Raw genomic sequence first — 19,497 nt, 5'->3', positions numbered from 1 at the left:
GCGGTGCCCCATGATACGGATCCTTCTTCTCTTGTTCTCGCTTCTTGTTTCTCTGTTCTCCTGTTCGACGGGTTCCATCTTTGGGGTGGATTCTGATCGTATACTCTCCTTGATACGGGAGGAGGATTCCATAGGATTGTTGGAGGTCCTTCTCCAGGCAGAAGAAACCGGAAGCTTCCGGGCCGGGGACATCCTCCGCATTTCACCCGGAGCCGGATTTGAATCCGCAGAAATGATCGCTGCTCTCCCCGGGGAGGAGATCGTCGATCGGGGTTACGATATCTCGGCTGCGGGCACTGTAGTAGAACAATTATACCGGACAGAACTCTCGGCAGGACCGGGACAGGTGTGGTATTGGCGCAGCATGGAGAGGCTCTTACGGGGGTTTTTAGCCGAAGGCCGGTACGAAGACATCCTGGAAACCGCTCCGGCCTTAAACCTCTCGGATTCGGAAACCCTTGATACGGGTGTAATCCTGCTCTTCCCCTGGTACACAGCCCACCGCTTGGAGGCTCTGATCGCCCAGGACCGGTCTGTGGCAGCCTTTGAAGAGATTACCCGGGTCATGGCAACCATGAAAAGCCTTGGGTTGCCCCGGGAGGCGGTTCATGACAGCTACTGGTACTACTGGGCCCGGCTTGCGGCCATGGTATCCCAGGACTATGAGGAGTTAACCCAGGCCATCGGCGGATACGTAACCAGGGTCTCGCCGAGAAACGGCCATGGAGATGTGCTGGGGCTGCTTCTTGCACGGATCCGGGGTCAGGAACATCACCCTGAAACCAGGGCATTACTGGCATTTCTTGGGGATTGGGCGCCCCTGCTCGTGTGGAAAATCCAAGGGCTTTCCCCTGGGACGCGCCAGGGTATTGAACAGAGAATAACCGCCCTTCCGGAGGATGTGAAGGCCCGGATACTCTCCCGGCAGGATATGGATCCGGAAGTAGTCATTACCCATGGCGACCGTCAGATTTTCGCGGAGTTTCTGCTGAGATCCGATGACCAGGTACCTGTGGCGGGATTTGGCACAACCATGGCCCAGCGAAGCCGAGGCTTTGAGAGCCTGGCGGAGATCAGCGGATTGGATGCCCAGCAGGTGGCTTTGCTGTTAGAGTTCGCGGGCAGGGCCGCTTATAACGACCGGAGGTATGAGAATGCCCAAAGGGTTTTTTTGCGGGGATTCGAGGGCCTGCCTAACCGAACAGGCTTGACTGCTCAGCGACTTCTTTGGTGGGCTCTTCGATCGCTATTACAGCAGGGACGTTCGGATACCCATGCAGGAGTAGTGCGGATGCTCGGTCATGTTCACGACCCTGAGTATTTCGAAGATCTGCTGGAGCCCTACGTTGCGGCATCCATAGAACAGTCTGATTGGAATAATCTGTTCTTGTTGCTCAAGGATTCTTGGGACCATCTGTCTTGGTTGGTCCGGGGCCAGCTTTCGCTTGCCTTGCAGGCCGGAGTTGCTGAGGGTAGTGTGCCGGGGTTTACCGAGGGTGATGAGCGGGTGATCTCTGATAGGATCCGTCAAATCCAGGGTAATTCCCGGTCAATCTACTATCGGATTCTCACAAACAGGGCCGGTTTGCAGGATGGTGCGTTGGGACGCTCCGAGCTGACCGCATGGTATCGGGATAGTCTTCAGGCAGGGGGTGAGGCTGGGAGCGATGAATCCGGACTTGGGGAGTTCCGGAGCGATGTGCCGGGTATTGAAGAACGATTGGCTCACCAGGTATTTTCATCCGAGGCCCTTAAATCATTTTTAGAAAACAACCTGACACTAAACCGGGTACTCCGGGGAACCGAGTACGGTAGCAGTGTGGTGCCCCGGTGGCCGGCTGAGGTGGGCCGGGTTTCCGGTGGACTGGAATTGCTCCGAGAGGTGAGTGAGTGGCTGCTCGACCGGGGTCGGTATCCTGCAGCTATCCGGGTCTCACAGGAGGGGCTGAAGGCGGCTGAGCCAGGTTCGGTTCTGGAAACTGAGTTTCTGATGGCTGTTTTCCCCCGGGCTTACCGTGAGATAGTTTCTGAAATAGTCGGAACCACCGGCCTGGAGAGTCTTTTCTGGGGGCTGATTCGCAGTGAAAGCCTGTTTGATGCTGCAGCTACCTCTTGGGTGGGCGCCATGGGGTTGGGTCAGCTCATGCCTGCCACCGCCCGGGAAATGGCGGGACGAATGGGACTTGAATTCGGAGATATAGACCTCAACGATCCTGAAACCAACATGAGAATCTCCTTTTTCTATCTCCAGTACCTCGCCCGGCGACTTCCCGGTTGGATTCCTGTATTGACGGGATATAATGCCGGCTATGGCCGGGCCAGGGACTGGTATGCAGCCTGGGAGATTTCCCGGGGGCCGCTTTGGGCCGAACGGGTACCCTTTCAGGAGACCAGGGGATACATTCGACGGATTATTACTGCGACCTTCTACTATGAACTCCAGTACCAAGAAGATCCGGACCGGAACTTTCTCGAGCAGTTATTTGATCTAGGAACCGTTTATGGAGAAATGTAGCCGGAAACCGGCAGAGTATGTGAATAGAAAGGAATCATAATTATGAGTGTATTACAGGCGGTATTACTCGGGGCTCTTCAGGGGGTTACTGAGTTCCTACCGGTTTCAAGTTCCGGACACCTGGCTGTTCTTAAGCACACCATGGGGCTGCAGGATATCGGCTTGCTGTTTGATGTGCTGCTCCACGGTGCAAGCCTGGTGGCTGTGCTCCTTGTGTTTAGAGCCCGGATCGGCCGAATGGTAACGGGTATGTACCGGTGGGTAAGACGGCGGGGCGATGAAGAGGATTTTGGCCAGGTTCGCGCTGCAGGAATCCTAGTGATTGCGACCGCTATTACAGCCGGCATCGGCTTTGCGGTGAAGGATTTTGCCGAGGGCTTTGCGATACCGGTGGTTTCTGTGTTGTTTTTGGTGACTGCCGGGATTCTTCTGGTGTCCCAACGGTTCGGAGGAGAAAAAAGCTACGGGGAGCTGACCTGGATTGATGGGGTAGTATGCGGTATTGCCCAGGGGTTGGGGGTGTTTCCGGGAATCAGCCGGGCGGGAATTACCATTTCCGCAGGACTATTCCGGGGGATGGACCGGCAAACTGCCGGTGAATTCAGTTTTTTACTATCCATACCCGCCATCCTTGGGGCATTGGTATTGACCCTGAAGGATGCGGCTGAGTTAGGTTCACAGGTAGCACTGGCGCCCTTGGTTGCAGGGTCGATATCGAGTTTTCTTGTGGGGCTTGTTTCTCTGGTACTCCTCATGAAGGTTGTACGGGCGGGAAAACTCGGCTGGTTTGCCCTGTACCTGATTCCCCTGGGTATTTCTGGGTTACTATTTCTTTCCTAATGCGAACCACCATGCACAGCCCTCCGGATGGGGTGTGGATTTTGATGAACTGCCTCGAGGGGGCAGGGTCGATGGCCCGGAAGGGTAGGTTGTTTAGTTCTCTGGGGGCTGTGTAGACCCTAACACCGGAGAAAAAAACTGACCCCGGTCTAATTATGCGGACCCCTTCGTCCGATAATGAGGCCGGAGGCAGTTGTGAAGAACCAGGGTCAAAATGTTGCACTATCAATACTTCTTTATGGATTAGCCGGAATTACTGCCGTTTCACTGGTGGCTGCGGGGATTTACGACATGGTATATCCCGATAACCCGGGGCCGTACCTTCTCCGGCTTATCGGGTGGCCCATGAAGGGGCTCTTTGAGGCTGTTCATTGGGCAGCCGCCTATATTCCCATTTTTTTATTTGTACAAGCCTGGTGTGCCGGACAAAGCATATTTCCCCATGGTCTCTGGTTCGGTTCTCTGGCAGGCATTGTTCCGTCGCTTTCCTTGGCGGTTACCCTGCGGATACTTTTTTCTGAAACCTACCGGCTCAGTCCTGTAACCCGGTTTGCGGCCGACGCAATGTCCAGGGAGGGAGCTGCAGCGGTATTCGGTCTTCTTACCGCCATTTCTATGCTCATGATGGTTAATAGCGGGGGATGGTATCAACGTCGGAAGAGGGGGAGTGGTTCCCTGGTTGATTTTCCCAGTCGAGACGAGAAACTCCATAAACCCTCTCAGTATGACGACCGCTCCGAGCATACTGGGGATCTTCATCAGGATATTGAAGGGTTACCCGAGGTTGATCCCCGGGAGGCATCCCTGATGCGCCAGGATAGTTGGTTCTACGGTGATTCCGAGGAATCCGGGGAATCCGGGGAATCCGGGGAATCCGGGGAAGAGATGGATCGTCTGGAGCAGCCTGCTCCCGTGTCAGATGCAGTAGGTGGGCCGGACCCGGTAATTGATTCTGCGACAGAGCAGGATTTTGAAGCAAAGATGGAAGCTGCTGAAGCTCTATCGCCTGAGGATCTGAACCAGGACGGAGACGTGGAAAACACCGAAGAACATGATCCGCCATTCCTCGAATCTGTGGATGACGCCTACGACTTTTTATTGGATGCCGGTTTGGAAGAGCCCGGTTCGCCGGATGAATACACCCGAGAACCGGAATCCCATGCTGTAACCCAGGCTAATATTCACCCATCGGGAGAGGTGGAAGAAACGGACCGTGAATCCTCCGGGGAGGAGGAGCCACTCCAGGTGTTTTTTACCCGGGGAAGAATCTCCACAGACCCCCTGGATGATGATGCTGAACAATCCCAAAGAAGCTGGATCCTGGAAGATTTTCAGGAGGAGCCTGAGGATGGGGTGGTTGTTGAACCGGAGGAACCCCAGGATTCGGATGAAATAATCGTTGAAATGGATGAAGGTGAGGAGGATCTGATTCTTGAGGAATCCGGAGATTCCGTTGGGGATGAGCCCGTGGATGAATCCGTATTGCCCCCGGTGGAACCGGCAAAATTTACCGGCCCCTATGATGTACCCATCCGTGGAATTTTAGATATCCGTGAGAATGGCGATTATTGGCGAATTGATAAGGGAACCACCGATGCTGCTGAGGTTTTGAGGACCACCCTCCAAGAATTCGGGATCCAAGCGGATGTGACGGGGATCCGTAAGGGGCCGGTCATCACCATGTTCGAGATTCTCCCTGCGCCCGGAGTGAAGCTTACCAGGATTGTTAATTTAGCGGATAACATCGCCCTGCGCCTGGCTGCCCAAAGCGTTCGGATCGTTGCACCCATACCGGGGAAACACGCTGTGGGAATAGAGATTCCAAACAAGAACCGTCACCTGGTCAGCTTTGCGGAACTGCTTCAGGATCCCCAGTTCAATGACCCCCGGCATGAAATTCCAGTGGCCCTGGGCAAGGATATCACCGGGGATGCCCAGATTGTTGATCTGGCCAAGACTCCCCATCTCCTGATTGCCGGTGCAACGGGGAGCGGTAAGTCCGTCTGTGTAAACAGTCTGATCTGCTCAGTGCTTTACCGGCGTAGTCCCGAAGAGGTCAAGATGGTGCTCATTGATCCGAAGATTGTTGAATTGAAGTTCTACAACGATATTCCCCATCTCCTAACCCCTGTTATCACCGATCCCAAAAAGGCCTTTCAAGCCCTGCAGTGGTGCCTTTATGAAATGGAGCGGAGATACAGCCTTTTGGATGCGATGGCCGTACGGGACATCCGCAGCTACAACAAGAAGATAAAGGCGAAGAATATTGCTACCACACCGTTGCCGTATATTGTGGTGGTTGTGGACGAGTTTGCGGATTTGATGGCAACTACGGGGAAGGAGTTAGAATCAACCCTTGCGCGGCTGGCAGCCATGAGCCGGGCGGTGGGAATTCACCTGGTATTAGCTACCCAGCGTCCCAGTACGGATGTTATTACCGGGCTCATCAAGGCCAATATTCCCAGCAGGATTGCCTTTATGGTGGCAAGTAAGGTGGACAGCCGAATCATCTTAGATGCGCAGGGGGCGGAAAAACTCCTGGGCAGAGGGGATATGCTCTTTACCAGCGCCTGGGATCCCTTCCCCTTCCGGATGCAGGGTGCCTTCCTCTCGGAGGAGGAGGTGGAGCGGGTGGTAGAACATGTGCGAACCCTCGGTGAGCCGGACTACATCGATGAGGAAATTTTTATTGAGGATGAGGACGAGCCATTCTACCAGGATGATCTGGAGGATCCCTTGATGGAGAAGGCTATCGAGGTCGTTACCACTGCGGGGAAGGCCTCGGCCAGCTATCTCCAGCGGCGTTTGAAGGTCGGTTACAACCGGGCGGCACGGATGGTTGAGATGCTAGAGGACATGGGTATTGTTGGACCGCAGAACGGCTCGAAACCCCGGGAGATCCTCCGGAGCCCGGAACGGGTTATCTAGGGTATACTCCTTTCATAGTGCGCAAAAGGTTGTAAACTGCACCAGATATGGCGGCACGTTCCGAAAGCTAACCCAGGGATAGTGTCGCGGAGGCCTAAAGTTACAACCTTTTCCGCACTAAGATCCTCCGAAAACCGCGGGCGGGTTTTGGGAGTCCCACGGGGCTGGCCCGAAACCTGTCTAGTGACTTATCTCAAAACTAACCATGACATACCCCTTTAATCCCATGGCGAAGGCCTCCAGGGATGCGAAGGGGTTTACTGTATCCTGGTCATCGGGATTCAGGCGTGGAAGGGTAAATACTATTTCATTCAGGCTGCCGAAAACCATGGAATCCCCCAGAGGGAGAAGGGGAAGGTGCACGCCTAAGCCGTAGGTATTGAGGATATCCGTGACCACCGTTTCCGGGGACTTGAGGAGATCGAAAACCGGGGTGCTCCCCAGGGTGGTACCGGCGAGAATGTACACATTTTTTCCGAATCCCAGGGTCAGTCCCAGGGGAATGGCAATTTGTTCCGTCCAGAAGTCTGCATGAATGTTTGACCAGATTCCAAGGTGTATTCCGGTGCCTAAAACATTGTACTGTCCGTGCAGCTCAATGCCAAGACCGCGGAAAACATCACCGGTGCCCAAAACCGCCCCAGTGGCTGCGCGAAGGGATACACTCTCAGCCCCGGCTGCTCCGAGCACCAGGATGCTGAGAAGCATTAGTACGGCGCGTTTTTTCATACAGTGCTCCTTCTTCCTCGGTTCTTCGTAGTATAGCAAGGTTCTCTGGAGATAGGCTACTGAAATCATCCCCCGGGATAGGTAAACACCGGGGAGGTCAGCCGGTTTTTCAATGCCTGCTGCAGTCCTGAGAAATCCCCGGTTACTGAGGACAGCCGGGTATGGCGTTGGGCGAGGTCGGAAAGCTGGTGGCAGTCTGAATCGGCAATGCAGGGCATGGAACCCCGGGAGATTCGTAATTCGCTTTCATCTGGGGTTAGGGTGATTTCTACGCCGTCAAAAGGGTCGTTGGTCATGAAGCCCAATTGACTGTATAGGGAAAAGCTGGACCGATCGATGTGGGCGGGAATCGCCAACCCATCCAGGGAATGTACCTGCTGAACTGCTTCGGTCAGACTCAGGGTGCTTGCCGATGTTAATAGGTAGGGTACCTGGTCAATGACATTTTCCTGATCGTCCACCACGTACTGGGGATTCCACATATCTTCGTTGAGAGGAATGTGTGGAAAGCTCCGGTGAACCCGGTGGTGGAATTCCATGCTGGCGTTCAAATCCCCAAATAGACAGAGAAGATGCACCTCCTCGGCGGTAGTAAGCTCCATGCCGAATACCGGGATAATGCCCCAGCGTTCGCAGCAGAGTGCAAAGGCAGGGCAGTTCAGGGATGAATTGTGATCCGTCAGGGCCATCATATTGAGGCCGAGCTCCGCACCCCGGCGGGCAAGGGTCGCCGGGCTTACATCGATATCCGCGCAGGGGCTTAGACAGGAGTGGATATGGAGATCGGCGAGCAGCGTGGTTTCTCGGGTTGGCAGGCCTTCGGGCATGGCGGGTCCTTACTTGCTGTTGAGAAGACGGAAGAGTTTTCCCGAGACGGTGAACTGGTTTTCCTCGGTGCGGTACAGTGCAATGTTTTCTTGGGCGGCCGCCTGGATCATGTCTTCGGGAATTTGCCTGGCGTTACAGATGATTATGGCGGGAGATCCCACCAGAGTGGCGACGGCCACGGTGTTTTTATGGGCCTGGATGGTGATCAGGGCCTCGCCCTCCGAGGCATTCCCCATCACGTCGCTCAGAAGATCGCTGGTATAGCCTCCCTGAAGCTCAGTATGTTCCGGCGGGGTGAGAACTTCTTCAAGATTGAGTTCCTTGGCTGCTTTTTCTACGGTCATGTAGTACTCCCTATGGGCAATTACCCCAGGCTACTCCTGGGTTTGTTTTATAAAAAACCGGGTTTGTACCCGGGTTCCGTTCGGGGAGGAGCTGATGGAAAACTCATCACTCACTCGTTTGGTATTAGGAAGGCCCATTCCGGCGCCGAACCCCAGGGAGCGCACCCATTCGTTGGCGGTTGACCACCCCTCGGTGAGGGCTGCTTCTACATCTTCAATTCCGGGACCCTGGTCCCGGGCGAGGATCTCTACCCAGTCTTTGGTAAGGGTGAAGCTGATGGTTCCCCCCAGGGAATGTACGACCTGGTTCATTTCCAATTCGTAGCTTGCCACTGCTACCCGCCGGGCTAATTTGGGGCCGAGGCCCCGGTCGGTGAGTACCTTTTTTATTTCCGTGGATGCCTTGCCGGCATTCTCGAAGTCAAATTTTCGGGTGGTGTATTCACGGAACAGGGTTCCGCCCTCTTCGTAGTTTTCCCGGGTTACCAGGTTTTTTTCCATAGCTTCCAATTCTTTATTCATGGCAAGGAGTAAATGCACAATAATATCCCGGCTGGTCAGGATTCCCGCCAGCTCCCCGGTTTTTGTGAGTACCGGAAACCGGCCGAAATGGTATTTTTCCATGTAGGAAATCGCAAAACTCAGGGGCATGTCATCTTCCAGGACGATCACGTTCCGGGTCATGCGGCTTTCAGCGGGGCAGTGCATACAATTCTCTTCCAGGGCGTGGATAATATCATCCATGCTGATGATGCCCAAAAGTCGTTTGCCATCCACCACGGGTATGCCGGTAATCTGGTTTTGCCGCATGAGGTTTTGAAGGTGTTCCAGGGGGTCCTGTTTACCGGCGGTGATTAACCGTCGACTCATAACATCCCGAACCTTCATACGGTACATGAGTTCGATGATAAAACTCGGGGTATTGTCTCCGAGAATACGAAAGCCGCTGTTATCCGGGGTCATTGTACGGGATGCCCTTCTTTGGCCAGGATATCACCGAGGATTGTACATGTCTTGAACATCCGATAAGGGGTGGTGATGAGGGTTTTGTTCAGCTCCTTGGCCAGGGTGAGCATTCCGGGCTGGGGACGTTTTCCATTCACCAGGAGAATTCCTCTGGCTCCCACAATATCTGCGGTGCGGACGGCTTGCTCGGTGCTCAAGGAGGTGATCAACAGAAACTCCTCGTCTTCCACCACCAGGACGTCGCTCATCAGATCGCTGGCAACGAAGTTTGTAATATCAGCTTCCTGGTAGGTGGTACAGGTGTTATGTAGCTCCGCCTCAAGGCTGCGGAGAATGGTTTGGTAGGTCATGCATTCTCCTGGGAGGTTTCTTTAATTTTATCCATGTTTATCAGGTAGAAAAGGTTCTCCAGTTCCAGCCCGATGTTAACATTGTGGACGGTGCAGTTTCTGGGGCAGGATGTACGCTCACATTTTCCCTCGCACTTCAGCTCCACACTGGTAAAGTTTAAAAAGCCCCGTATGCCGGCGCCTACCATTTCGTCGAACACCCGGTTTGCTGCGCTCTCCGGCACAGCCAAGATTCCTACCTCGATGCCTCGTTCTTTGACGTACTCCCGCATGGTTTCGATGGGATAGATAGGGATGGCTAATTCTGTGTTTTGTTTGACCGGATCGGAATCAAATCCGGCTACCACACGGATTCCTTCCTTGTCGAATTCCTTGTAATTCATCAATGCGGTTCCGATACGCCCGCATCCCACGATGATCACATCCTGTCCTTCCTGTTTTCCCAGAATATTTCCAAGCTCAGCCATGAGGGTATCAATATTGTAGCCACCCCGCTTATTGCCCTGGATATTAATCAGTGAAAAGTCCTTCCGGACCACCGCAGGAGTAACCCCGACGGCATCTCCCAGGTTGTTGGAGAACACATTAACGATTCCGAGGCTCTTCAGCTTCTTCAGAACACGCAAATACCGCACCAAACGCAGTACCAAACTCTTATTTAATCCTTGCCCCATTATTGTACCTTTTTTCACAATATATCAACTTGCCTATACTTAATACAATACTATCTGGAATTAAATATTGCTACAAGTTTTTTTAATAAACTTACACACTTTTATTTGAAAGAACTTGTCACTAATAAAGAGAGCAAGTAGAATGAAATTGTACCAAAAACCACGACCACTGTAAGGGCTTCATGTACCAGATGGGGCCCTTCAAATCTAAGGAGGGCTCATGCCTGAGGTAACGACGGAAGAGTTGAAAGTAACTGACGGACTTAAGCAGTTTGTCGAGGAATGGAAGGATAAACCTGGGAATCTCATTATGATCCTTCACCGGACTCAGCAGGAGTACGGATTTATTCCCCGGGAAATCGCGAAAAAGCTGGCCAAAATGATTGACGTACCCCTGGCAAAAATCTATGGGGTCATTACCTTCTATCATTTCTTCAAGCTGGAAAAACCCGGCCGCAATCAGGTTCAGGTCTGTATGGGAACCGCCTGTTATTTGAAGGGTGGCGGAGATCTTATCTCAGAGCTCGAGAATCTGCTGGGAATCGGTGTGAACTGCACCACCGACGATGGTGAGTTCTCAATTGAATCGGTGCGCTGCGTCGGATGCTGTGGCTTGGCTCCGGTTCTTACCGTTAACGGTGAGGTGTACGGTAAGGTTAAAACCGATCAACTTGCCGAGATTCTTGCCAAGCACCGGTCTACTGCTTCTTAGGTTCCGGTTAGCACCCTATTGCCGGTCTACCCATGCACTACGAACTATGCGACTTCTTAATGGACATCTTCCAAAATGCCGTAGAGAGCGGGGCGGGCCAAATCGAACTTCGGTTGGATCAGGAGGAGGATTGCTTGGATTGCTGCGTTGCTGATAACGGAAAAGGCATGGCTGAAGAGGTAATTCGTCAGGCCATGAACCCCTTTTACAGCGATGGGCAAAAGCATCCCGGGCGGTCCCTTGGCCTAGGCCTTCCCTTTTTGGTTCAGCTCCTTGATTCCACCGGTGGGGAATTTTCCCTAGACAGCACCCCCGGAGTGGGTACGACGGTTCGGTTTCGGTTTAATCTGGCGAATATTGATACCCCTCCCATGGGAGATCTGGTCTTTACCATGGTTCAGATGATGAGCTTTCCCGGGGATCATGAGTTCGTTCTTCACCGGAGCAATAGCACCAGGGGAGTAGCCTACCGGGTTAGCCGGAGGGAACTGCATGAGGCACTGGGCGGTATGGATGATCCAGAAGCCTTGGGACTGGCAGAGGCGTTTTTCAAATCACAGGAGGAAATAGATGGCTAAGTTAAATCTTGAGGCACTGCGAAAACTACGGGAAGAAAACAAGCAGGCCCTGGAAATTAGAGACACAGAAAACAAGACCATTCAGATTATTATCGGAATGGGTACCAGCGGGATAGCCGCTGGTGCAAAACAGACCTTAAAGGCTTTTACCGATTTGTTACGGGAGAGAAATCTTACCCAGGTGAGTCTTCGCCAGGCTGGAAGTATTGGATTGGACCATGCTGAACCGGTTGTCGAGGTGAGAATGCCCGGGATGCCCGACATTATCTACGGGAAGGTCGATCCTAAGGTAGCAGAACAGATCATTGAGCAGCACATCATCGGTAAGGAACTACTGAACGAACATGTGTTTGACCGGCCGGCTCGGGACATTGTCCAGGACTAAGCGAACGGAGGATACCATGGCTTTTAACCATTACATTCTGGTTTGCGGCGGAACCGGCTGTGAGTCGAGTAACGCTGACAAAATCTATAAAAATTTAAAGGCGGCAGCCGAGGGACATAACATTGAAAAGGATGTCCAAATTGTAAAAACCGGCTGTTTCGGGTTCTGTGAGAAGGGACCCATAGTGAAGGTTCTTCCCGAGGAAAGTTTCTACGTTGAGGTTAAACCCGAGGACGCAGAAGAGATTATCGGGGAGCATATTGTAAAAGGACGGCCGGTTTCTCGGTTACAATACCGTGAGGCAGGGAAAGAAAACGCCGGAATTGAGAATATAAGTTTCTACCAGAAGCAGGTGCGGGTTGTGTTGCGCAACTGCGGATTTATTAATCCTGAGGATATTAACGAGTACATCGCCCGGGATGGCTATGCAGCCCTGGAAAAGGCTCTGTTCTCCATGTCCCCCGATGATGTTATCGAGGAACTGAAAACATCGGGCCTCCGGGGCCGGGGTGGTGCGGGATTCCCGACCTGGCGGAAATGGTTGTTTACCAAACAAGTGGAGGATGCGGACCAGAAATACGTGGTATGTAATGCTGACGAGGGCGACCCCGGTGCTTATATGGACCGTTCAGTTCTGGAAGGCGATCCCCATTCGGTTTTGGAGGCCATGGCAATCGCAGGGTACACCGTTGGTGCAAGCAAGGGATTTATTTATATTCGGGCCGAATATCCCTTGGCGATTAACCGCCTAAAAATCGCTATCGCTCAGGCGAGAGAGCTGGGGCTTCTCGGGGATTCCATTCTCGGAAGTGAATTTAGCTTTGATATCGAAATTCGGCTGGGTGCAGGCGCCTTTGTATGTGGTGAAGAGACGGCATTGTTGGCATCTATTGAGGGTGAGCGGGGAATGCCGAAGCCGCGGCCTCCCTTCCCGGCAACCAAGGGGTTGTGGGACAAACCTACGGTTATCAACAATGTTGAGACCTGGGCGAATATCCCCGTAATTCTGACCAAGGGCGGGGAGTGGTTTGCAGGCATCGGTACCGAGTCCAGTAAGGGAACCAAGGTATTTGCCCTGACGGGTAAAATCAATAACTCAGGTCTGGTTGAGGTTCCCATGGGAACTCCCCTCCGGGATATTGTCTACAATATTGGCGGTGGAATCCCCAACGGAAGGAAGTTCAAGGCCGTTCAAACCGGAGGACCGTCCGGTGGTGTGATCACCGCGGATAACATTGATGTTCCCATCGATTTTGAACACCTTCAGGAACTTGGGTCCATTATGGGTTCAGGCGGTATGATCGTCATGGATGAAGATGATTGTATTGTTGATGTGGCCAAGTTCTACCTGGAGTTCACCGTTGAGGAGAGTTGTGGGAAATGTGCCCCCTGCCGGATCGGCGGGCGCAAGCTCTACAATATCCTGGACAAGATTTCCAAAGGTAAGGGAACTGCCGAAGATCTGGAGAAGATTCAGAGCATCGGCCACGCCATGAAGCGCGCCAGTCTTTGCGGATTGGGCCAGACGGCTCCGAACCCTGCCCTTTCTTCCATGCACTATTTTGCAGATGAATACAGGGCACATATTGAAGACAAGAATTGTCCCGCCGGGGTTTGTACCGACTTGGTACGGTACACCGTCATAGAGGATAAGTGTATTGGCTGCGGACTCTGTGCTCGGAAGTGCCCGGTCAGCTGTATCAGCGGTGAAAAGCGTCAACCCCACTTCATTGATCAAGATAAGTGCATCAAGTGTGGTGAGTGCTTTAACGCATGTAAGTTTGACGCGATTTTGCGCAAGTAGATTTCTGGAGGAATAATCATGGCTAAGCAAATAACGGTGAAAATAAACGGAAATGAGCTGACCGTGGACCAAGGGACCAGTATCCTTGCGGCCGCGGAAAAAATGGGTGTAAAAATCCCTGTGCTCTGTTACCACCCCGACCTGCCGGCCTGGGCGGCTTGCGGGATTTGTGTGGTTAAAATTGAGGGGAGTCCTAAGCTCGTACGAGCCTGCGCTACTCCCATAATGGAGGGGCAGAATGTCATCACCCACGACCCGGAGATCGTTGAGGTCCGAAGGAGCGTTGTGGAGCTGATTCTTTCGAATCATCCCGATGACTGTCTGTACTGCCCCCGGAACGGGAACTGTGAGCTACAGCGTCTTGCTGCTGAGTTCGGTATCCGGGAGCAGCCCTACGAGAAGGATGTTCGTCAACTGCCTGTGGATGACTCAACCCCATCCATCGTGCTTGACCCGGAGAAATGTGTACTCTGCGGCCGCTGTGCCAAGGTATGTCAGGGTATGCAAGATGTTTGGGCACTGGAATTTATCGGCCGGGGTGATCAAACGCGGATCGCAGGCGCCGGTGACATAGAACTCGCTGATACCCCCTGTATCAAATGCGGTCAGTGCTCCGCCCATTGTCCTGTGGGTGCAATATACGAGAAGGACGATACTAAAAAGGTCTGGAATGCCCTTCAGGATCCGAAGAAACATGTGGTTGTTCAGATAGCCCCTGCCGTTCGGGTAGCCTTGGGTGAGGCCTTCGGTCTTGAGCCCGGTACTATTGTAACGGGAAAAATCTATGCAGCCCTGCGGCGTCTAGGATTTGATGCCATTTTTGATACGAATTTTGCAGCCGACTTGACCATTATGGAGGAGGCTACGGAATTTGTTCACCGCTTTACAAAGGGTGAGGAGCTGCCCCTGATTACCAGCTGTTGTCCAAGTTGGGTGGATTACCTGGAGAAGTACTTTGGAGATATGATTCCCCACTTCTCTACGGCAAAAAGCCCCCAGATGATGATGGCTTCCATGATCAAGACCTACTACGCCCAGAAGAAGGGTATTGATCCTAAGGATATTTTCTCCATATCCATCATGCCCTGCACCTCAAAGAAGTATGAGATCACCAGGGATGAGCACATGTTCAGCACCGGTCAGCAGGACCTCGATGTCTCGATAACCACCCGGGAATTTAGCAGGATGATCAAGCAGGCGGGGATCGATTTTCTTAACCTGTCGGATGAAGAGCCCGATAATCCCCTGGGAATGTACTCCGGAGCCGGGACTATCTTCGGTGCAACCGGTGGAGTGATGGAAGCCGCCCTGCGGACTGCCTACAACATGGTGACCGGAGAGGAGCTCGGCACTGTTGAGTTCGAACAGGTTCGGGGCCTTGAGGGCATCAAGGCGGCGGAGATTGACATCAAAGGAACGAAGGTCAAGGTTGCCGTGGCCCATCAGATGGGCAATATTGAGACGGTTCTCAAGCAGATTCAGGCAGCTCAGAAGGCCGGTGAAGAGGTGCCATTCCACTTCATTGAGGTTATGGCCTGCCGCGGCGGGTGTATAGCTGGAGGGGGACAGCCCTACGGTGCCACAGACGAGCGCCGGAAAAAACGTATTGCCGGTATCTACAAAGATGATGAGGGTCAGAAGATTCGATGTAGTCATCAGAACCCCTACATCAAGGCCTTGTATGATGAGTTCCTGGAAAAGCCAGGGAGCCATAAGGCTCATGAACTACTTCATACCAAGTATGTGGATAGGCCTATATATCAGCGATAGAGGTTGCAATAGCAGCCAACAAGCCGCCGGGACATTGCTTCCGGCGGCTTTTTTTTTATCGGTGCGCCCGGCAGGGCAGGGTAATGCGGGGGTTTTACAGAACCTCAATTGTTATTAGCATCCTAATAGAGTAGAATTGCATTTAGGTACTCTATGCCCAAGGAAGAATCGTCAACCACAGTATTGCCCACCGACCCTCAACAACGTGCCCAGCGCTTAGAGCTGCTGCTGAGGAGAATACTACCGAATTACCGGAAACTTCAGGAGATGGTCCGCAGGGAACGCCGGAGGCGTCACGAGGCGGAAAACCTTCTGAAGGTACATCCTGATACCGGTCTACCCATCTACCGGTACTTATTACAGGATCTTGATATGTTGACTGGATCGGGAACCCATGCGGAGGACCCATCGGCAGAGTCGCTTCCCTCCGAAGATAGCCGGGAGATTCTCAGCGAGATCACCAGAGAAATTCAGGATACCGGAATTGATGCGGATGGGCCTCATTATCATGACGAGCAAATTCCGGAACAACTCAAGCTCAGCGACGCATCGGGATGCGCTGGCGAGTTTGAGCTATCGGATTTGGTACCCCAGAGATTTTGTCTCATGGTCATCCGGCTGGATGATGCCTACGGACGGATAAAAAACAGCAGAGACCGGACAAAGGCCCTATTGTACAAGAGTACCCTGCGGCTGAAGATGAAATTGGACCAGGGTTGTTTGTATCAATCTGACCGACTTGATGAGTTTTATATCCTCTATCCCCAGGCGCCTTCAGCAAAACGCGTGGAGAAACTTTTAGAGTCCTTGATTCAGGCGGTGGCCCAGCCTCACGATCCCCCCGCGGAGGATATTCGATTCAGTGCTTTGGGAGCTGCGACACTGTACCCCGACGATGGAGAGACATCAGAATCCCTTTTAATAAACCTTGAGGTAGCGCTAAACGAGGCTGAGCATAACGGGAAACGCTATCGGCTGTATACTGATGAAATCGGGCGTAAATTCCGCTACCGTCGTCAGGTTGAGACTGAACTGCATAATGCTATTCAGGGCGGCTTTGATCAGTTTCATCTTGTGTTTCAGCCCTTTTGTCGAATCTCCGGCAAGATTGTAGGGGCAGAGGTTCTGGTGCGTTGGCGCCATCCAAATCTCGGGGATGTCAGTCCGGGGCTCTTCATACCCATTGCTGAGGCGAACGGGTCTATTCGGCTTATTGGCCGGTGGATCCTGTATCAGGCATGTCGGCAGCTTTCCCGGTGGATCAAGGAAGGAATGGAGGATTTGTACCTATCGGTAAACCTGAGCCCCGTTCAATTTAGTCAGAAGGATCTGGTAGACTCGGTGTTAAATATCCTGAAGGCTAACGGTCTGGGGGGAAGGCATATCAAGCTGGAGCTGACGGAGGGGACTATTATGAGTAATCCCAATGAATCCATTGAAAAAATGTCCGCCCTGAGAAATGCCGGCATCAGGTTAAGTATTGATGATTTTGGAACCGGCTACAGCTCCCTGAATTACCTGAGGAAACTTCCGGTAAATACCCTCAAGATTGATAAATCCTTTATTGATGATGTGGTCTCCAGCCAAGACAACCAGGAGATTGTGCGGGCCATTATTTCTTTAGCCCATAGTCTGAAGATTGAGACCATCGCGGAAGGGGTAGAGTATAAACCACAACTCGATTTCTTAGAGGCGGAGGGGGCAGAGTATATTCAGGGGTACTACTTCTCGCCCCCGGTAGACGCTGATACGTTTCAGAGTTATCTCTCTACCGGCGGGGTGCTTCCCCTTTCCTAAGCGCCGGGTTCCCGGATTCCATGGATCGGGCCCTTGAAGGGCCCTGGGGAAGCGGGATAGCCTGGGACGATGGGTGTCACCAGTATGCCCAAGAGTCGGTGTTCGAATAGATGATTGCATACGGGGCCTGGCACCCCGAGAGGGATACACGTAGAATGCACATGGTAGGCTTATTTCCCGGAGAAAAAAGAATAAAACGGACTCATCCGACCGCCCGGCTGGGTGGGTTCATCCTTGGGGTTTTGGTATACGGGGCAATCGGTTCGGGGTTCTCCGGGACGGCCCAGGCTGTGATTAACGGCCAAGAAGCGGACGCCCTGGGGATGGTGCTGTTTCAGGTCTTTGAACAGTACGGTATGCCCCTTAGGATGTATGTTCAGCGTGGAGACGAGCCCTGGCAGGATGATATTGTCTTTTTTTACAATGATTTCAGCTATATCTACTGGAATAATGATCGGGTCTGGCAGGTGCGTTTTGATCACCGCCATCCCGATCCTATTTTCGGGGTACGTATGGGTCAGGACCTTGCTAGTGTAAGGACTACCTTGGGGGAGCCGGTGTTTCAGGCAGAGGATGAACTTCTGTACCGCCTGGCGGAGCGCGGCTTTCCCATACGGTTACGGTTACTCTTTGGTGAGCAGGGGTTGGAAGATGCCTATGTATATAGGAGTGAGTTTTAATGGAAGGTCCTGGAGCATCTAAGCTATGTACCTGTGTGACGGCGGATAACGCCGGAGCAGCACAGAAATTAATTGAACAAACCAGGTCTGTCAGCCAGGTGGTAGAGGTCAGGCTGGATTTCTGGAAGACCCTGAATGGTCTTGAGACCCTCCTAGGATGGATCTTTGCCAACACTGAGCTGGAAGTAATTCTCACCATCCGCGCCCGCCGGGACGGCGGGCAGTGGCCCGATGAGGATGAAAAAGCTCGGCTGAAGGTCCTGGGCGAGGTTATTGCCTTACTTGGAACATCAAATCGTGAGATTCCCATCCAGAGAATTTGGATCGACATCGAGGATTGGAGTCCTCTTTTGTCAAAAATGGAAGCTTGTATATCCCGCGCAGCATCCTTCGGGTTAGGAATAATTCGGAGTTTTCATGATTTTTCCGGGGTGCCCGGTGATTTGGTTGCCCGTATGACCACCCTGGAGACAGCAACCCGGGAGATGGGGGTAGACCGGCTTATGGTGAAGGCTGCGGTAATGCCAAAAAACCTGGCGGATACCGCAGAAATTTTCCAGGCAGGAAGGCTGCTGGGTACCGGAGGGGTATCCTGTCCCTACATCCTCCTCGGGATGGGGGAGGAGGGGTTTTCGACCCGAGTTCTATCCGCCCGGATTGGCAGTTCCCTGAGTTTTGCATCACCGGTGGTAGCCGGAGGGGAGGCTGCAGCCCCGGGGCAAATAGATCCTCATGAACTGGAGTCTGTGTACGGGTTCTCCGGGTTAAGGGGTTCCGAGGATGTGTTCGGAATTATCGGGAGTCCTATCGGTCATAGTAAGTCACCGGAGTACCATAACCGGCAATTCAGGGAGCATGGTATTCCCGGGGTGTACCTACCCTTCCTGGTGAACGATCTGGAGGATTTTTTTATCCTGGCTGAAACCCTGACTATCCGCGGATTGTCGGTAACCGTTCCCCATAAGCAGACCATATTCCCCTATCTTGATTCCATGGATGAGAGCGTACAAGCCATCGGCGCCTGTAATACCATCCTGCGGGAACCCCGGGGGTGGCGGGGAACCAATACCGATGCCCCAGGGTTCTTGGCCCCCATCGCCTCGCGCCTTGACCGGAATGTAGGGTCTGCCCTGGTTGTGGGGGCCGGGGGAGCAGCCCGGGCCTGTGTGTATGCCCTGGTTACCCGGGGGATCTCGGTGCATATAGTGAATCGAACCCGCCGGCGAGCTGAAGAGCTGGTTAAGACCCTCAAGGCATATGTCCCAAGGGGGACTGAATTAGCGATTACCGACGAGCCCGAAGGCCTTGAGGCTCAGTTGGTGGTGCAAACCACATCCCTTGGCATGAGTCCCCGGATCAACGAAGATCCTCTTCCGGGATATGCCTTCAGGAAAGGCCAGGTGGTCTATGACATCATCTATTCCCCGGCGAAAACGCGGTTTCTGCAGCGGGCGGAGAAGGCGGGGTGTGAGGTTATCAACGGCTGGCCCATGTTCATAGGCCAAGCAGCGATACAATCCCGGTTGTTCATGAATCAGCTATCCGGAAACCGGTAACCGGACCATGGTGCGCAAAAGGTTGTAAACAGCACCAGATA

17 protein-coding genes are annotated in these 19,497 nt (G+C 53.0%); 11 read left to right on the top strand and 6 right to left on the bottom strand.

What is annotated here, in order from left to right:
* The first annotated feature begins 10 nt into the window (after positions 1-10).
* The 3 genes from DC28_RS04150 (at position 11) to DC28_RS16675 (ending at position 6,283) form a co-directional block, all read left to right on the top strand.
* Positions 11-2,515 (top strand): flagellar assembly lytic transglycosylase, encoded by a 2,505-nt coding sequence (locus DC28_RS04150; RefSeq protein ID WP_037546252.1) that lies wholly within the window; start codon positions 11-13, stop codon positions 2,513-2,515.
* Positions 2,516-2,557: 42 nt separating this feature from the next.
* Positions 2,558-3,355, top strand: a complete 798-nt coding sequence (locus tag DC28_RS04145) for an undecaprenyl-diphosphate phosphatase (protein WP_037546251.1) — start codon at positions 2,558-2,560, stop codon at positions 3,353-3,355.
* Positions 3,356-3,550: 195 nt separating this feature from the next.
* The gene (locus DC28_RS16675; RefSeq protein WP_037546248.1) at positions 3,551-6,283 is read left to right on the top strand and encodes a DNA translocase FtsK; all 2,733 of its coding nucleotides are present in this window, start codon (positions 3,551-3,553) and stop codon (positions 6,281-6,283) included.
* A gap of 180 nt (positions 6,284-6,463) precedes the next feature.
* Here the strand turns inward: DC28_RS16675 and DC28_RS04135 are convergent, their stop codons facing one another.
* The 6 genes from DC28_RS04135 to DC28_RS04110 all read right to left on the bottom strand — a co-directional run bounded on the left by DC28_RS04135 (position 6,464) and on the right by DC28_RS04110 (position 10,174).
* The gene (locus DC28_RS04135) at positions 6,464-7,012 is read right to left on the bottom strand and encodes a hypothetical protein (protein WP_037546247.1); all 549 of its coding nucleotides are present in this window, start codon (positions 7,010-7,012) and stop codon (positions 6,464-6,466) included.
* A 65-nt stretch (positions 7,013-7,077) separates the two neighbouring features.
* Positions 7,078-7,839, bottom strand: coding sequence for a PHP domain-containing protein (locus DC28_RS04130; protein WP_052078436.1), 762 nt, complete (start codon positions 7,837-7,839; stop codon positions 7,078-7,080).
* 9 nt (positions 7,840-7,848) lie between these two features.
* Entirely contained in the window at positions 7,849-8,184 is a 336-nt protein-coding gene (locus tag DC28_RS04125; protein ID WP_037546245.1) for a hypothetical protein, read from the bottom strand.
* A 30-nt stretch (positions 8,185-8,214) separates the two neighbouring features.
* Entirely contained in the window at positions 8,215-9,147 is a 933-nt protein-coding gene (locus tag DC28_RS04120) for a CBS domain-containing protein (RefSeq protein WP_052078435.1), read from the bottom strand.
* Complete coding sequence (locus DC28_RS04115) at positions 9,144-9,500, bottom strand: hypothetical protein (protein WP_037546244.1); 357 nt, start codon at positions 9,498-9,500, stop codon at positions 9,144-9,146. The genes DC28_RS04120 and DC28_RS04115 overlap by 4 nt, the downstream gene beginning before the upstream one ends.
* On the bottom strand, positions 9,497-10,174 hold the full coding sequence (locus DC28_RS04110) for a redox-sensing transcriptional repressor Rex (RefSeq protein ID WP_037546242.1): 678 nt from the start codon (positions 10,172-10,174) through the stop codon (positions 9,497-9,499). The genes DC28_RS04115 and DC28_RS04110 overlap by 4 nt, the downstream gene beginning before the upstream one ends.
* Before the next feature lie 220 nt (positions 10,175-10,394).
* Between DC28_RS04110 and DC28_RS04105 the strand changes: the two genes are divergently transcribed.
* From DC28_RS04105 to aroE, 8 genes are all read left to right on the top strand, one after another.
* Positions 10,395-10,886: an NADH-quinone oxidoreductase subunit NuoE family protein gene (locus DC28_RS04105; protein WP_037546241.1), complete on the top strand. Its 492-nt coding sequence runs from the start codon at positions 10,395-10,397 to the stop codon at positions 10,884-10,886.
* Positions 10,887-10,918: 32 nt separating this feature from the next.
* A complete protein-coding gene (locus tag DC28_RS04100; RefSeq protein WP_037546239.1) occupies positions 10,919-11,464 on the top strand; it encodes an ATP-binding protein in 546 nt (181 codons plus the stop codon).
* Positions 11,457-11,849: a (2Fe-2S) ferredoxin domain-containing protein gene (locus DC28_RS04095; RefSeq protein WP_037546238.1), complete on the top strand. Its 393-nt coding sequence runs from the start codon at positions 11,457-11,459 to the stop codon at positions 11,847-11,849. Before DC28_RS04100 ends, DC28_RS04095 begins: the two co-directional genes overlap by 8 nt.
* A gap of 16 nt (positions 11,850-11,865) precedes the next feature.
* Positions 11,866-13,653 (top strand): NADH-quinone oxidoreductase subunit NuoF, encoded by a 1,788-nt coding sequence (locus DC28_RS04090; protein WP_037546236.1) that lies wholly within the window; start codon positions 11,866-11,868, stop codon positions 13,651-13,653.
* A gap of 18 nt (positions 13,654-13,671) precedes the next feature.
* Positions 13,672-15,423 (top strand): NADH-dependent [FeFe] hydrogenase, group A6, encoded by a 1,752-nt coding sequence (locus tag DC28_RS04085; protein ID WP_037546235.1) that lies wholly within the window; start codon positions 13,672-13,674, stop codon positions 15,421-15,423.
* 153 nt (positions 15,424-15,576) lie between these two features.
* Positions 15,577-17,220, top strand: coding sequence for a putative bifunctional diguanylate cyclase/phosphodiesterase (locus DC28_RS04080; protein WP_081941915.1), 1,644 nt, complete (start codon positions 15,577-15,579; stop codon positions 17,218-17,220).
* A 161-nt stretch (positions 17,221-17,381) separates the two neighbouring features.
* Positions 17,382-17,900: a hypothetical protein gene (locus tag DC28_RS04075; RefSeq protein WP_156104569.1), complete on the top strand. Its 519-nt coding sequence runs from the start codon at positions 17,382-17,384 to the stop codon at positions 17,898-17,900.
* On the top strand, positions 17,900-19,456 hold the full coding sequence (gene aroE, locus DC28_RS04070) for a shikimate dehydrogenase (RefSeq protein WP_037546231.1): 1,557 nt from the start codon (positions 17,900-17,902) through the stop codon (positions 19,454-19,456). The genes DC28_RS04075 and aroE overlap by 1 nt, the downstream gene beginning before the upstream one ends.
* Positions 19,457-19,497: the final 41 nt, after the last annotated feature.

This window comes from Spirochaeta lutea, assembly GCF_000758165.1.
Lineage (GTDB): Bacteria > Spirochaetota > Spirochaetia > DSM-27196 > Salinispiraceae > Spirochaeta_D > Spirochaeta_D lutea.
Note: the sequence above shows the minus strand (reverse complement) of the source record. Positions and strands in the feature narration are given on the sequence as shown.

Bases quoted from the DNA above. Each gene is read 5' to 3' on its own strand.
- DC28_RS04145 (WP_037546251.1), top strand. From the start codon at position 2,558: ATGAGTGTATTACAGGCGGTATTACTCGGGGCTCTTCAGGGGGTTACT.
- DC28_RS04150 (WP_037546252.1), top strand. From the start codon at position 11: ATGATACGGATCCTTCTTCTCTTGTTCTCGCTTCTTGTTTCTCTGTTC.
- DC28_RS04115 (WP_037546244.1), bottom strand. From the start codon at position 9,500: ATGACCTACCAAACCATTCTCCGCAGCCTTGAGGCGGAGCTACATAAC.
- DC28_RS04110 (WP_037546242.1), bottom strand. From the start codon at position 10,174: ATGGGGCAAGGATTAAATAAGAGTTTGGTACTGCGTTTGGTGCGGTAT.
- DC28_RS04120 (WP_052078435.1), bottom strand. From the start codon at position 9,147: ATGACCCCGGATAACAGCGGCTTTCGTATTCTCGGAGACAATACCCCG.
- DC28_RS04105 (WP_037546241.1), top strand. From the start codon at position 10,395: ATGCCTGAGGTAACGACGGAAGAGTTGAAAGTAACTGACGGACTTAAG.
- DC28_RS04090 (WP_037546236.1), top strand. From the start codon at position 11,866: ATGGCTTTTAACCATTACATTCTGGTTTGCGGCGGAACCGGCTGTGAG.
- aroE (WP_037546231.1), top strand. From the start codon at position 17,900: ATGGAAGGTCCTGGAGCATCTAAGCTATGTACCTGTGTGACGGCGGAT.
- DC28_RS04130 (WP_052078436.1), bottom strand. From the start codon at position 7,839: ATGCCCGAAGGCCTGCCAACCCGAGAAACCACGCTGCTCGCCGATCTC.
- DC28_RS04085 (WP_037546235.1), top strand. From the start codon at position 13,672: ATGGCTAAGCAAATAACGGTGAAAATAAACGGAAATGAGCTGACCGTG.
- DC28_RS04075 (WP_156104569.1), top strand. From the start codon at position 17,382: ATGGTAGGCTTATTTCCCGGAGAAAAAAGAATAAAACGGACTCATCCG.
- DC28_RS04125 (WP_037546245.1), bottom strand. From the start codon at position 8,184: ATGACCGTAGAAAAAGCAGCCAAGGAACTCAATCTTGAAGAAGTTCTC.
- DC28_RS04135 (WP_037546247.1), bottom strand. From the start codon at position 7,012: ATGAAAAAACGCGCCGTACTAATGCTTCTCAGCATCCTGGTGCTCGGA.
- DC28_RS04100 (WP_037546239.1), top strand. From the start codon at position 10,919: ATGCACTACGAACTATGCGACTTCTTAATGGACATCTTCCAAAATGCC.
- DC28_RS04080 (WP_081941915.1), top strand. From the start codon at position 15,577: ATGCCCAAGGAAGAATCGTCAACCACAGTATTGCCCACCGACCCTCAA.
- DC28_RS04095 (WP_037546238.1), top strand. From the start codon at position 11,457: ATGGCTAAGTTAAATCTTGAGGCACTGCGAAAACTACGGGAAGAAAAC.